At 52.7% G+C, this 14,698-nt stretch carries 10 protein-coding genes, 2 tRNA genes, 1 rRNA gene and 1 riboswitch; of the genes, 3 read left to right on the forward strand and 10 right to left on the reverse strand.

Annotation, left to right across the window (positions count from 1 at the left end; translation table 11 throughout):
* Window positions 1-83 precede the first annotated feature (83 nt).
* From DAQ1742_RS19390 to btuB, 5 genes are all read right to left on the reverse strand, one after another.
* Window positions 84-159: transfer RNA gene (locus DAQ1742_RS19390), tRNA-Ala, on the reverse strand.
* 57 nt (window positions 160-216) lie between these two features.
* A tRNA-Ile gene (locus tag DAQ1742_RS19395) sits at window positions 217-293 on the reverse strand.
* A 68-nt stretch (window positions 294-361) separates the two neighbouring features.
* A 16S ribosomal RNA gene (locus DAQ1742_RS19400) occupies window positions 362-1,902 on the reverse strand.
* Window positions 1,903-2,257: 355 nt separating this feature from the next.
* On the reverse strand, window positions 2,258-3,130 hold the full coding sequence (gene murI / locus DAQ1742_RS19405) for a glutamate racemase (RefSeq protein ID WP_035339107.1): 873 nt from the start codon (window positions 3,128-3,130) through the stop codon (window positions 2,258-2,260).
* Window positions 3,075-4,973, reverse strand: a complete 1,899-nt coding sequence (btuB, locus tag DAQ1742_RS19410) for a TonB-dependent vitamin B12 receptor BtuB (RefSeq protein ID WP_035339105.1) — start codon at window positions 4,971-4,973, stop codon at window positions 3,075-3,077. The genes murI and btuB overlap by 56 nt, the downstream gene beginning before the upstream one ends.
* Before the next feature lie 72 nt (window positions 4,974-5,045).
* A riboswitch (cobalamin riboswitch) is annotated at window positions 5,046-5,240 on the reverse strand.
* Between the two features lie 185 nt (window positions 5,241-5,425).
* Here btuB and trmA point away from each other — a divergent pair.
* Window positions 5,426-6,529 carry a tRNA (uridine(54)-C5)-methyltransferase TrmA gene (trmA, locus tag DAQ1742_RS19415; protein WP_035339103.1) on the forward strand — a complete coding sequence of 368 codons (1,104 nt, stop codon included), beginning with the start codon at window positions 5,426-5,428 and terminating at the stop codon, window positions 6,527-6,529.
* Here trmA and DAQ1742_RS19420 read toward each other — a convergent pair.
* On the reverse strand, window positions 6,526-6,897 hold the full coding sequence (locus tag DAQ1742_RS19420; RefSeq protein ID WP_035339101.1) for a YijD family membrane protein: 372 nt from the start codon (window positions 6,895-6,897) through the stop codon (window positions 6,526-6,528). The two genes, trmA and DAQ1742_RS19420, sit on opposite strands and share 4 nt — an antisense overlap.
* Window positions 6,898-6,911: 14 nt before the next feature.
* A complete protein-coding gene (gene fabR, locus DAQ1742_RS19425) occupies window positions 6,912-7,556 on the reverse strand; it encodes an HTH-type transcriptional repressor FabR (RefSeq protein ID WP_180706348.1) in 645 nt (214 codons plus the stop codon).
* A 203-nt stretch (window positions 7,557-7,759) separates the two neighbouring features.
* On the opposite strand from fabR, the gene sthA reads away from it, so the two are divergent.
* Window positions 7,760-9,160, forward strand: a complete 1,401-nt coding sequence (gene sthA / locus DAQ1742_RS19430) for a Si-specific NAD(P)(+) transhydrogenase (protein ID WP_035345625.1) — start codon at window positions 7,760-7,762, stop codon at window positions 9,158-9,160.
* Here the strand turns inward: sthA and oxyR are convergent.
* Complete coding sequence (gene oxyR / locus DAQ1742_RS19435; RefSeq protein ID WP_035339097.1) at window positions 9,143-10,060, reverse strand: DNA-binding transcriptional regulator OxyR; 918 nt, start codon at window positions 10,058-10,060, stop codon at window positions 9,143-9,145. The genes sthA and oxyR overlap by 18 nt on opposite strands.
* A 163-nt stretch (window positions 10,061-10,223) precedes the next feature.
* Between oxyR and DAQ1742_RS19440 the strand changes: the two genes are divergently transcribed.
* Window positions 10,224-10,955 (forward strand): glutathione peroxidase, encoded by a 732-nt coding sequence (locus tag DAQ1742_RS19440; RefSeq protein ID WP_035339095.1) that lies wholly within the window; start codon window positions 10,224-10,226, stop codon window positions 10,953-10,955.
* A 132-nt stretch (window positions 10,956-11,087) separates the two neighbouring features.
* Here the strand turns inward: DAQ1742_RS19440 and metF are convergent, their stop codons facing one another.
* Both metF and DAQ1742_RS19450 read right to left on the reverse strand, forming a co-directional pair.
* Entirely contained in the window at window positions 11,088-11,984 is an 897-nt protein-coding gene (gene metF, locus DAQ1742_RS19445; protein ID WP_035339093.1) for a methylenetetrahydrofolate reductase, read from the reverse strand.
* Between the two features lie 281 nt (window positions 11,985-12,265).
* On the reverse strand, window positions 12,266-14,698 hold the full coding sequence (locus DAQ1742_RS19450) for a bifunctional aspartate kinase/homoserine dehydrogenase II (RefSeq protein WP_035339091.1): 2,433 nt from the start codon (window positions 14,696-14,698) through the stop codon (window positions 12,266-12,268).

Genomic DNA, 14,698 nt, shown 5'->3' on the forward strand with positions numbered 1-14,698 from the left:
ATTTTTCAGCTTGTTCCAGATTGTTAAAGAGCAGAATACTTCGCAGCATACTGTTGCCAGTACACTCTGAAGTCATTCGTTAATGGTGGAGCTATGCGGGATCGAACCGCAGACCTCCTGCGTGCAAAGCAGGCGCTCTCCCAGCTGAGCTATAGCCCCATTGTGTGAGTTCAACCTTTTTCAGCCCCGCGCCGTGCTCCCGCACCCTCGCGAAACTGGTAGGCCTGAGTGGACTTGAACCACCGACCTCACCCTTATCAGGGGTGCGCTCTAACCACCTGAGCTACAAGCCTATAAGGTTTTACTGCTCATCTTCTTCATCAGACAATCTGTGTGGACACCACGCAGGCTCTTCACTCGGTAAGGAGGTGATCCAACCGCAGGTTCCCCTACGGTTACCTTGTTACGACTTCACCCCAGTCATGAATCACAAAGTGGTAAGCGCCCTCCCGAAGGTTAAGCTACCTACTTCTTTTGCAACCCACTCCCATGGTGTGACGGGCGGTGTGTACAAGGCCCGGGAACGTATTCACCGTAGCATTCTGATCTACGATTACTAGCGATTCCGACTTCATGGAGTCGAGTTGCAGACTCCAATCCGGACTACGACGTACTTTATGAGGTCCGCTTGCTCTCGCGAGGTCGCTTCTCTTTGTATACGCCATTGTAGCACGTGTGTAGCCCTACTCGTAAGGGCCATGATGACTTGACGTCATCCCCACCTTCCTCCGGTTTATCACCGGCAGTCTCCCCTGAGTTCCCACCCGAAGTGCTGGCAACAGAGGATAAGGGTTGCGCTCGTTGCGGGACTTAACCCAACATTTCACAACACGAGCTGACGACAGCCATGCAGCACCTGTCTCAGCGTTCCCGAAGGCACCCTCGTATCTCTACAAGGTTCGCTGGATGTCAAGAGTAGGTAAGGTTCTTCGCGTTGCATCGAATTAAACCACATGCTCCACCGCTTGTGCGGGCCCCCGTCAATTCATTTGAGTTTTAACCTTGCGGCCGTACTCCCCAGGCGGTCGATTTAACGCGTTAGCTCCGGAAGCCACGCCTCAAGGGCACAACCTCCAAATCGACATCGTTTACAGCGTGGACTACCAGGGTATCTAATCCTGTTTGCTCCCCACGCTTTCGCACCTGAGCGTCAGTCTTCGTCCAGGGGGCCGCCTTCGCCACCGGTATTCCTCCAGATCTCTACGCATTTCACCGCTACACCTGGAATTCTACCCCCTCTACGAGACTCTAGCCTGTCAGTTTTGAATGCAGTTCCCAGGTTAAGCCCGGGGATTTCACATCCAACTTAACAGACCGCCTGCGTGCGCTTTACGCCCAGTCATTCCGATTAACGCTTGCACCCTCCGTATTACCGCGGCTGCTGGCACGGAGTTAGCCGGTGCTTCTTCTGCGGGTAACGTCAATGAACAGACGTATTAAGCCTGTTCCCTTCCTCCCCGCTGAAAGTGCTTTACAACCCGAAGGCCTTCTTCACACACGCGGCATGGCTGCATCAGGCTTGCGCCCATTGTGCAATATTCCCCACTGCTGCCTCCCGTAGGAGTCTGGACCGTGTCTCAGTTCCAGTGTGGCTGGTCATCCTCTCAGACCAGCTAGGGATCGTCGCCTAGGTGAGCCTTTACCCCACCTACTAGCTAATCCCATCTGGGCACATCCGATGGCAAGAGGCCCGAAGGTCCCCCTCTTTGGTCCGAAGACGTTATGCGGTATTAGCTACCGTTTCCAGTAGTTATCCCCCTCCATCAGGCAGTTTCCCAGACATTACTCACCCGTCCGCCGCTCGTCACCCAGGGAGCAAGCTCCCTTGTGCTACCGCTCGACTTGCATGTGTTAGGCCTGCCGCCAGCGTTCAATCTGAGCCATGATCAAACTCTTCAATTTAAGTTTGATTGTGTTTTCCGAAGAAAACGTGCTCAAAGAATTTACTGTTATTTCGTAATGAATTAACTGTTGTCACTCTTCAAGACTTTCACAAAAGTTTTTGCGAAGTGTCCTGCGAGTGCCCACACAGATTGTCTGATTAATTGTTAAAGAGCAGTGCGACCGGCCTGAGCCTGCTGTCGCGAGGTGGCGTATACTACGCTTTCCTCATGAAGAGTCAACGCTTTTTTTCGTTTCTTCTTCGCTGACACCGCACTGCGTTGCCGCTGTTGCCGTGTCAGTGGAGGCGCATTATAGGGACTTCCTGCAGGCTGACAAGCCCTAAATTTCAAAAATAATATCGACCGCTCAATATTCACGCAGAAGAGGTGAGCAAGGTCAATTTTTCGAGCGAATTAAAGCCATAACGGCGTAAAACTGGCCAAAGCGTCGCAACTTTCGGTGTAATCGACAAGCAGTAGGCCACGTTTTTCTCCGTTGAGCAGTTAGGATTCTCCAGATGGTCAATTAACCATGCGGTTCTGCGTGCAATTGCGGAGCCGGAATCGACCAGACGAGTGCCATCTGGCAATACATGCTGTAGCTCCTCGGTTAGCAGCGGAAAATGGGTACACCCCAGAACAACCGTATCCGGCGGTTCTGGCAATTTCAGCCACGGACGCAAAATTCTGCGCAGCGCTTCCTCAGAAACAGACTCGCCTTGCAGTTTAGCCTCAGCAAACTCAACCAATTCTGCCGAGCCCAATAACAAAATCTGGCAGTCATGGGCAAAACGAGCAATCAGTTCATGAGTATAAGAGCGCTGTACCGTCGCGCGGGTAGCGAGTAAACCGACAACCCCGTTGCGGGTCAGTTTCGCCGCAGGCTTCACCGCAGGAACGACACCTACCACCGGGAAATCAAAACGCGCACGCAGTGCGGGCAGTGAGATAGTGCTGGCGGTATTGCAGGCAATAATGACTAAGGATAAAGGGTGCTGCTTTTCTACCGCCTCAACAATAGAGAGCACACGTTCGATAATAAATTGTTCAGGCTTTTCCCCGTAGGGAAAAGCCTCGTTATCAAACGCGTAGATATAATGTAAGTCCGGCAGTAAATTGCGAACTTCATCATAAACAGACAAGCCGCCCACCCCAGAATCAAATACCAGCACGGTGGGGCGGGGGGATAAATCAGAAACTATAGCTTCCGGTAAGATAGTATTCTCGCCCTGCGGTTCGGTAGCCATACGCCGTCTCATAATTCTTATCAAACAGGTTGGCTATTCTACCACGAACCGTGAGATGAGAGGTGACGGGATATGAAGCGGCGATATCAACTGTACTATAGCTAGGTAACTGGCGCTGTGTAGACGCATACTCATTGGTATTGTTATCATAACGTTTACCAAAATATTGATAACTTACATCAACATCGACATCAGCAACCCTCCAGCCAAGTTGATATTTAGCCTGCTGTTTGGCACGGCGCGCGATAACTTCGTTATCCTCATCCCGTCTGGCATCAAGATAGCCCAGCGTAATTTGATGATTAAAGATTCCAGTATCAAATTGCCCTGTCCATTCCACCCCTTGTAAGGTCGCAGCTTTAACGTTGCTGTAAACACCATTAAATGTCACAGGATCAGACGAATAGGTGAGCAAGTTGTTCACTTTATTGTGATACGCAGACAAGCGCCAATTCAAATAGCCGGTTATTCCCTCAACCCCTGCTTCCCACTGTTTGGATTCTTCAGGTTTCAAGTCCTTGTTAGGCATAATATTACTGTATTTTTGCCCAAACATTTGCCCTAAAGTCGGTGCCTGAAACCCAGTTCCATAAGAAAGGGTCAGCCTATAATCAGGCAAAAAGTCCCAACCAGCCGCTGTTTGCCAAGTACCATGCTGGCCAAACTGCTCGTTGTCATCGCCACGTACGGAACCCTCGACCGTAAAAGCACTTATTTGTTGTTGGGCCGTTAGGTAAACACCGGTATTGTCTCTTTTATAATCATCAGACTCCCTGGCAGCCGTATTATAATTTACGCCTTCGGAAATTAATTTTTGCTGCTGCCAATCTACCCCCGCACTGAGCATACCTTGACCAATTCGGTATGTATTTCCCCATTGCAGATTGTGTTGCTCCATATTATCCAGGGAGCTAATACCGTCGTACCGACCTTCCGTATTCAGATAGTTGATGAAGCGATATTTTTGATAACTCGCTACCAGTTGTGAGGCGAAATCGCCTTGAATAAAGCGTACACCCGTATTGTAAGAGTGGTTATAAATTTGCTGCTCGTTTGTGCTGTTAGTGGATAAAGCATCGTAATCGCTGTTCGCGCCGTAACCATATCCACGGATAAACGCAGACCATTGTTCATTAAAACGATGATCTACACCGCCCCAGAACGATTTATTACGCCAGCCGTCTCTATCGCTGTCCGGGCCGTATGTTGATGACGTCGGCTGAACATTGAATCCTTTTGTATCTTGATATGCTCCCGCTAATGTTAATGTTGTGTTATCACTAATTGCCTGGCGTAAGCTACCGTTGTACTGCTGGTAGTGATTACTACCAATCCCGGTTTCCAGCGTCCCACCTTTTTTGTCTGACTGCGTAATGACGTTGATAACGCCACCAATTGCATCTGCACCATAAACGGCAGAACGAGGACCTCGGATAAATTCAATTCGTTGAACCAAAGACATCGGTATTTGATTAAAATCCGCAACACCAGTAATACCGGGTTTCGCCAGCGGAATACCATCAATCAAAACTAATGTATGACGGGCTTCTGAACCACGAATATAGATAGAAGCACTTTGGCCAAGACCACCATTCTGTGCGATATCCACACCGGGTAGACGTTTTATAACCTCTAACACATTTTTCGCCTGCCAGCGGTCAATGTCTTCTCGCGTCACCACGTTTGTGGGTGCCAGCACGGAGGATACCGGTTGCGGGAAACGGTTAGCGGTGACTACCATCGCGTCACGGTTAGTTGACTGTGTGTTGTCGCTACCCTGCGCCCATCCCGAAAATGAGGCAGCGATAGTGGCCGCCAGTAGCGTTATTTTTTTATTAAGCATAATTAAAGAAGCATCCAAACTGAATTGGCAGGATGCCGCACCCTCATGATAGATAGCACGCGATAACCATGAACATTGCGACGTATACCGGCAGGTCTTCGGGCTTGGGGGCTGCCATTGCTGGCAAAAAGACGATGACTTCCCATCCATCAGGACAGTGTCTGCACAAGGCTATCGCCTGCTATTTCCCCTTACCGCTGCGCGTCAGCTCCAGATTTACACTGGATTCCCTTTTCACTTGCAAACAAGACCGGACGCTCATGCTACGATCGCTAAAAGTGGATGTCTAGACTTCCATTTATTGGAGAGACAAACTGAACAACAAGGTTGGACATCATTGTCAGATCCCCTACAATCGCGCACTGACAACATTCCTGTTGTGCAAATTGTGCAAACCCAATGTTTTCAGCGCCCACATTCCCTTTATTGACTGCTTTTCGGATGAGACCCGCATGACGCCAGATATCCTGCCCATCGACCAGTATGATGCCCAGCTTGAGGAAAAAACCGGTCGTCTTGTTGCCATGATGGCCCCTTTCGGCGCGCCCGCACCGAGTGTATTTCGCTCGCAAGTCAGTCACTACCGGATGCGGGCGGAATTTCGAATCTGGCATGAGGGGGATGACCTCTACCACATCGTGTTCGATCAGCACACCAAGCAACGGATCCGGGTCGATCAGTTCCCTGCCGCCAGTGAGCTCATTAATCGCCTGATGCCCGTCCTGCTTGAGGCATTGCGCGGTGAACCGGTGTTGCGCCGTAAACTGTTCCAGATTGACTACCTTTCAACGCTCAGCGGCGAAATTGTGGTGTCACTGCTTTACCACAAAGCACTGAACGATGAATGGCAACAGCAAGCTGCTACGCTGCGGGATCAATTACGCGAACAGGGTTTTGCGCTGCAACTGATTGGCCGGGCAACGAAAACCAAAATTTGTCTGGATCGTGATTACGTTGACGAGCGCCTGCCGGTTGCTGGCCAGGAGATGATTTATCGTCAGGTTGAAAACAGCTTCACCCAGCCGAATGCCGGGGTGAATATTCAGATGCTGGAGTGGGCGCTCAGCGCCACTGCCGGTTCAAAGGGCGATTTGCTGGAGCTGTATTGCGGTAACGGCAACTTTTCACTGGCGCTGGCACGCAACTTCGCGCGGGTACTGGCAACAGAAATCGCCAAACCTTCGGTGGCTGCCGCACAGTACAATATCGCCGCCAATCACATTGATAATGTGCAGATTATTCGTATGGCGGCGGAAGAATTTACTCAGGCAATGAACGGGGTGCGCCAGTTCAACCGCTTGCAGGGCATCAACCTGAATGACTACCACTGCGAGACTATTTTTGTTGACCCACCGCGCAGCGGCCTTGATGAGGATACGGTGAAACTGGTGCAGGCTTACCCGCGCATTTTGTATGTGTCCTGCAACCCACAAACCTTATGCGATAACCTGACAACCCTGAGCCAGACTCACCGTATCAGCCAGTTAGCGCTGTTTGATCAGTTCCCCTACACCCACCATATGGAGTGCGGCGTCTTACTGGAACGATACGTCTAGGGTGTGTCACTCTCGTCTGCGGGCCTGCGCGCCCGCAGCTTCACCACCAGCCACAGTGCCAGCGCGACACAGAGGATAGACGGCACGAAATTAGAGCCGATTTGCGGATATTCCGCGCGCACAATCGCGCTGTAGAGTAACAAGCCAAGCAAAAAACAGCCTGCCGCCAGCAAGGGCGTACCTTGTAGCATGGCGTGGTGAATGTAGCGCTGGTGCAGGCAATAAACCGATAACACCAGTGCAATTAACGGAAAAATGGAAAAGGGCACCGGCGAACTGAACAGCGCAATAAAAGAACCGTTCGCCGACAACCCCGCCAGCAATGCCAGTACCAGCGTGCCTTTTTCTGAATGTCTCTGCTCAGTCATCATGCCTCCTCTGATTATCCCTCAGGATAAGCGCCGAAGCCTTTACCCTGCTCTTTGCGATACCAGTAATAAGCGCCTTTGGCGATCATGCGCAGTTGTAATACCAGGCGCTCTTCCAGTTGCCGGCGTTGCTCGGCATCTACATCCAGCGCTTCCGCACCCGCGCTAAAGACAATCGTCACCATCGCCTCGGCCTGAGCGTCAGCGAAACTGCGCGGAATATGATTTTCGACTTCAAGGTAATCGGCCAGTTCCGCGATAAAATGCTGAATTTCACGCGCTACTGCCGCACGAAATGCCGCCGAGGTGCCAGAACGCTCACGCAGTAACAAACGAAACGCATTTGGATTGTTACCGATAAACTCCATAAACGTCGAAACCGAGGTGCGAATCACGCTGCCGCCGCTTCTGACAATGCGTTGACGCGCCTGACGCATCAGTTGTCGCAACATCAGGCCGCTTTCATCGACCATCGTCAATCCCAGTTCATCCACATCGCGGAAATGGCGATAAAACGAAGTAGGGGCAATGCCAGCCTCACGGGCCACCTCACGCAAACTCAGGCTGGCGAAGCTGCGTTCAGCGCTTAACTGGCTGAATGCCGCTTCGATCAGGGAACGGCGCGTCCGTTCTTTTTGTTGTGCTCTGACACCCATTATCCTGCCCAACGTCATCGCTCTCCTTAAGTGAAGAAACGCACTATAACAAACTTTAGTTGCGACATACTGCGGCAAAGTTTGCCATAGTAAAAATGTGATCCGCCTTTCCCCTACAGAGATGAGGGGTGATTGGGTTATCCGTCGGGCAATGTTACAATCGAGTTAGCAATTTGTATAAAAACAAGGTGGTTACTACCATGTCGATACAACAGCAATACGATTACGATGCCATCGTGATTGGGTCAGGCCCCGGTGGCGAAGGTGCCGCGATGGGGCTGGCAAAGCAAGGGTCAAAAGTCGCCGTGATAGAACGGCACTACAATGTCGGCGGTGGTTGTACCCATTGGGGCACCATCCCGTCCAAAGCGCTCAGACATGCCGTTAGCCGCATCATTGAATTCAACCAAAACCCGCTCTATAGCGATAACGCCCGCGTCATCAGCTCTTCGTTTTCCGATATTCTGCGCCACGCCGATAGCGTCATCGGCCAGCAAACCCGTATGCGTCAGGGGTTTTATGAGCGCAACCATTGCGAGCTGTTCTCCGGCGAAGCCCGCTTTATCGACGCCCATACCCTCGCGGTTTACTACCCGGACGGCTCCCACGATACGCTCACTGCCGCCCATATCATCATCGCCAGCGGCTCCCGCCCCTATCACCCGGCCAGCGTGGATTTCAGTCATCCACATATCTACGACAGCGACTCTATTCTGGAGCTGGATTACGAGCCTAAACACGTCATTATCTACGGTGCAGGAGTGATTGGCTGTGAATATGCGTCGATTTTTCGCGGATTAAACGTCAAAGTTGATTTGATTAATACCCGTGACCGGCTACTGGCGTTTCTGGATCAGGAAATGTCGGATGCGCTGTCATACCATTTCTGGAACAACGGTGTGGTTATTCGCCACAACGAAGAGTTCGACCAAATCGAAGGAGTGGATAACGGCGTCATTGTGCACCTGAAATCCGGCAAAAAAATGAAGGCGGATTGCCTGCTGTACGCCAATGGACGAACCGGTAACACCGAAAATCTTGGTCTGGAAAATGTCGGGCTGGAAACAGACAGTCGCGGCCTGCTGAAGGTCAACAGCATGTATCAAACCGCGCAGGCGCACATTTACGCCGTCGGCGATGTGATTGGTTATCCCAGTCTGGCCTCAGCCGCTTACGATCAAGGTCGTATTGCTGCCCAGGCGATTACCGAAGGGAACGCCACCGCCCATCTGATTGAGGATATCCCGACCGGTATCTACACCATTCCAGAGATAAGCTCTGTCGGCAAAACGGAGCAAGAGCTGACGGCGATGAAAGTGCCCTACGAAGTGGGGCGTGCGCAGTTCAAGCATCTGGCACGGGCGCAAATTGTCGGCATGAATGTCGGCAGCCTGAAAATTCTGTTCCACCGTGATACCAAACAAATCCTCGGCATCCACTGTTTCGGCGAGCGGGCGGCCGAAATTATCCATATCGGCCAGGCCATTATGGAACAGAAAGGGGAAGGTAACACTCTCGAGTATTTTGTGAATACCACGTTTAACTACCCGACCATGGCCGAAGCCTATCGGGTAGCGGCGCTGAATGGGTTAAACCGGCTGTTTTGATTGCTGCTCCATGTAGAGCTGCATATGTTCACGAACAGACTCGGCCAGTTGCTCATAACGGCCACGTAACGGTGAGCCCGGACGATACACCAGCGCAATGGTGCGTTTGGGCTCAGGTTTATAACACGGCAGATAGCACACGCCATCACGTATCCTGTCTTGCGGTACCGCCAGCGACGGTAACAGCGTTATCCCGCTGCCTGCGGCCACCATATTGCGCAAGGTTTCCAGACTGGTGGCGCGAAAATGGGTGTCTTCATCGGCACCGGCCTGAAAACAAAAGCCCATTGCCTGGTCGCGCAGGCAATGGCCATCTTCCAGCATCAGCAATTTTTCCCCCGCCAGATCGGACATCGCCACACGTTCGCGGTTAGCCCACGGATGTTCCTGATAAATCGCCAGTTTCATCGGTTCATCGAACAACGGGACTTCAATAAACGCCTCCGTCTCTTTCACCATGGCTAAAATCGCGCAATCCAGCTTGCCGCTGTCAAGCTGGGCTAACAGCTGATGGGTCTGGGCTTCATGCAAATACATTTCCAGTTTCGGGAAACTGCGATGCAGCATGGGAATAATATGCGGCAGCAAATAAGGGCCAACGGTCGGGATCAGGCCAATATGCAGCGGGCCTGACATGGTTTCACCTTGCTGGCTGGCCATCTCTTTGAGCACCTTCACTTCGCGTAACACCGTTCTGGCCTGCTCAACCAGTAATAATCCGGCTTGCGTGAACAACACCTTACGGCTGGTACGTTCCAGCAGCATCACCCCCAGTTCGTCTTCCAGTTTACGAATCTGACCACTCAGAGTGGGCTGGCTGACGTGGCACGAGTCCGCTGCGCGCCGAAAATGGCGGTGCTCTGCCAATGCCACCAGATACTCTAAATCCCGAATATTCATGCCTTAATTCCCCTAAACATGATAGCCCCTAGCGATAGATAGAATAGCAACGAACGATTAGCCCTATCAACCTTTGATAGTGAATAATAACGTTAATACAGCGAATCCTGATAAGTGACGGATTTCGTCAAACAGAATTTTTCGACAAGTTAGAGACTGAAATATGTTTATAAGCCAAGAAGGCAAAAAAATTCCATCCGTCACCTTTCACACCCGACAAGGCGATCAATGGGTTGACGTCACGACCGACGAGCTTTTTAACCATAAAACCGTGATCGTCTTTTCTTTACCAGGGGCCTTTACACCGACGTGTTCTTCCAGCCATTTGCCACGCTATAACGAGTTGGCTGCGGTATTCAAGCAATTTGGCGTTGACGCAGTGTTGTGCGTTTCCGTTAACGACACCTTTGTGATGAATGCCTGGAAGGCTGATCAGAACGCAGAAAATATTACCTTTATTCCCGATGGCAACGGCGAATTCACCCGAGCCATGGACATGCTGGTTGAAAAAGCGGATTTAGGCTTTGGCCCCCGCTCCTGGCGCTACTCGATGCTGGTTCGCAATGGCACCGTAGAAAAGATGTTTGTTGAGCCGAACAAGCCGGGCGATCCGTTTGAAGTTTCCGACGCCGACACCATGCTGAAGTACCTTGCCCCACACTATAAAATACAGGAATCCGTTTCACTGTTTACCAAGCCGGGCTGCCCGTTTTGCGCCAAAGCCAAACAGCTGCTTTTGGACCACGGTATACCGTACGAAGAAATCATGCTGGGGAAAGATGCGACCACCGTCAGCCTGCGGGCTGTCACCGGGCGCAGCACCGTACCTCAGGTGTTCATCGGTGGCCGCCACATCGGCGGCAGCGAAGAGCTCGAAACCTTCCTGAGCGCATAAGTTTTTCAAGCCAACGAAACTTTGGCGGGCTTCGGCCCGCCCTTTTTTTCGCCCGACACGAAAGACTAAAAACAAAGACGCCCACCAGGAGATAGCCAGGCGGGCGTTTGTGTTATGCGTATGCGGCAAGAATCAGGCGGATATTGCCGGACGCACCCCCAGAGTATGGCAAATGGCATAGCTCAGTTCTGCACGATTAAGCGTGTAGAAATGAAAATCTTTCACCCCTTCACGGCTAAGAATCTTCACCATATCCATGGCAATGGATGCGCCTACCATCTTGCGGGTTTCCGGGTCATTATCCAGCCCTTCAAACATCGCCGTCATCCAGTTCGGCACCCGCACATTGGTCATGGTGGCAAAACGCTGTAACTGTTTGAAGTTTGAGACTGGCAGAATGCCTGGAACGATTTCCACATCAATACCGGTGGTGACACAGCGGTCACGAAAACGCAGGTAGCTTTCCACGTCGAAAAAGAATTGGGTGATGGCACGATTAGCACCGGCATCGATTTTACGTTTCAGGTTAATCAAATCTGCCTGGGCACTTTTTGCTTCCGGGTGAACTTCAGGGTAAGCGGCGACAGAAATATCAAAATCGCCCACTTCTTTTAGCAATGACACCAGATCGGCAGCATACATGTCCGGTTTACCGCCACCCGGCGGTAAGTCACCCCGCAGCGCGACAATGTGACGAATCCCACTGCTCCAGTAATCCTGCGCAATGGCTTTTAGCTCCTCGCGGGTCGCATCAACGCAGGTCAAATGCGGTGCGGCTTCAAGGCCGGTACGCTCCTTAATCCCTTTGATAATGCTGTGGGTACGGTCACGCTCTCCTGAGTTAGCGCCGTATGTCACCGACACAAATTTGGGTTTCAGGCTACTGAGGCGGTCAATCGAGCTCCACAGCGTTTCTTCCATCTCGCTGGTGCGCGGCGGGAAAAACTCAAAGGAAACGTTGATCCGACCCTGTAACTCCGCCAGATTCTGGTTCAGCGCTTCCTGGTGGTTTGCGTGGAAAAAGCTCATATCCTTACCTCAATTCGCCATATTTATCGTTATTTTTTCAAACGTCTATACGTTTAGACGTCCATATAGAAAATGACCGAATCCGCACAAAGAGTCAACGCTTTTCACGCGGACAGGTGCTGATGTTTACTCATTGAACATGAATAAAATTCAAGGTAAGACATTGCGGTACCGGTTTTCAGTATTAACAAAAAAAACCGGATGCGCCACATGCCCTCTTCGGACACAAAAAAGCCCGTCGCAACGGGCTTAACAGGCAGTGTACGCACAACCGGAGCGGCTTATAGTAACTGCGCGAGACGGTTGAGATCGGACTGAATCGCCCCGGCGGTAACGTCCCGACCCGCTCCCGGCCCGCGAATGACCAGCGGATTATCACGATACCAGCGGCTTTCGATGGCAAACACGTTATCGCAGGGCAGCAAGGCGGCCAGCGGATGATCCGGGCGCACGGCTTCAACGCCAACCCGCGCTTTGCCGTTCACATCAAACCGGGCGACATAGCGCAGCACCAGCCCCAGCTCATTGGCGGCTTCCAGCCGTTGCAGCATTTGTTCATTCAGGGACTCGCCCTCTTCAAAGAACTGATCGACCGAGATATCTGCACAACCAGCGGGCACCAGTGACTCAACGCGCACCTGATTAGGCTCAATCTCATAACCCGCTTCACGCGCCAGAATCACCAGTTTACGCATCACATCCTGCCCGGAGAGGTCAACGCGCGGATCGGGCTCCGTCAGCCCTTGCTGCCAGGCCTGATCAACCAAATCGGTAAAGGGCACCATGCCGTCAAACTGCAAAAACAGCCATGACAGCGTGCCGGAAAAAATGCCGCTGATGGCCAAAATACTGTCACCGCTTTCACGTAAATCCCGCACGGTATAGTTAACCGGCAGGCCTGCGCCAACGGTGGCGTTATACAACCAGTGCCGCCCGGTTTTGGCGAAAGCATCGCGGATTTGGCGGTAATTATCACCCCCCGACGCACCGGCCAGCTTGTTGGCGCTGATAACGTGGAAACCGTAACTGGCAAAATCCAGATACAGGTCGGCGACCGACTGGCTGGCGGTCACATCGAGCACCACCAGGTCATCATAGGGATGGGCGCGCATCCACAAAAACAGCTCGTCGTCGTCACGCGTTTGGGCTTCATCGCCAAAAAACGCCAGCACCCGGCTGGCATCCAGCCCATCGTAATTCAGCAAACTACGCGAACTATCGACCACGCCAGCCAGCGTAAACTCAAAACCGGTGCGCGCCGAAATCAGGCTTTGCTCACGGGCAAACAGCTCCAGCCAGCGCGAGCCAATGTTACCTTTGCCGAACAGCACCAGGCCAATGCGCTTCTCGGCGCGGAACAGCGAGTGGTGCAGGCCGCGGATCAGATGCTCCGTCGGCCCGACGCGTAACACCGCCACCAGGCTGATGCCATCTTCCGCCTGCCAGACAAACTCAATCGGCTGGTCATGCAATTGCTGATAAAAACGGTGGCTATGCAGCGGATTACGGCACACGCCCGCCCCCACCATCGCCACCAGCGACAGCCCCTCGCGCAAATGCAGCGACACCGGCAGCGCCGCCTGCTCCAGCACCTGCCAGGCACTGCGCACGACCTCAGAGGTGTAGCACAGTTGCAGCAGGTTGCGATCCTGATGCACACCCAGCGCCAGCGGCCTTATCTGGGCTTTTTGCAACAGTTGCTCGACCTCTTTTTGCGCACGCGCAAAATCGTGAGAGGCCGGGACATTCAGTTCAATCAGGCACACATCATCATGACTGGTGACAATTTTGGCACCAGTACCGGATGCCAAAACGCGTTCAATACGGGTTGAGCCTTGTTCTGGCTGGTAACTACAACGCAGTTGCAGGTCGATATCGCTGCCGGAAACCGGCTGCAATGTGCGGGCATGCAAAACCGGGGCCGCCAGTCGTGCCAGTTCGCTGGCTTCATCAAGGCGCAGCAACGGCAGCAGGCAGGCATCTTTTACTTTACGCGGGTCGGCACTGTACACCCCGGCAACGTCACTCCAGATGGTAACGCGCTCAACCCCCGCCAGCGCACCAATCTGCGTGGCGGAATAGTCACTACCGTTGCGCCCCAGCAACACGGTTTCACCCGCCTCGTTGCTGCTGATAAAACCGGTGATCACCAGCCGTTGCCCGGCATGTTGCGTCAGCAGTTGTTGCAGTAACGGCCAGGAAAGCCCTTCGTCCACCTGAGGCTGTGCAGCGCGCTCGGCGCGTAAAAATGTCCGGGCATCCAGCCAGGCGGCAGGCAGGTTTTTCTGATTCAGTACCGCTGCCATCAGCCGGGCAGACCAAATTTCGCCATGCCCGACGACTTCGGCGTATACCGCATCGGTGATGTTGCCATCCAGCAACGCCGCCAGCCGCTCGAGGTCACGGATGAACGCTTGCGTCAGCGCGGCTGCCGTCTCGGCAGGCAGCAACCCGGCGATTAAATCGCTCTGATAGCGGCGCAGCGATTGCTGAACCTGATGGGCAGAGAGGCGATCCGTCTGGCTGAGCGTCAACCAACTGATTAACTGATTCGTGGTACTGCCTGCGGCAGACACCACCATCAAATCACCCGGGCGGCTGTAGTCCGCCATGATACCGGCAACACGTTGATAGCACTTCACATCAGCCAGGCTGCTGCCGCCAAATTTATGCAACTGCCGTCCTTTGACCGCAGATCCCCCTAACGCACCCAT

This window comes from Dickeya aquatica (assembly GCF_900095885.1).
Taxonomy (GTDB): Bacteria; Pseudomonadota; Gammaproteobacteria; order Enterobacterales; family Enterobacteriaceae; genus Dickeya; species Dickeya aquatica.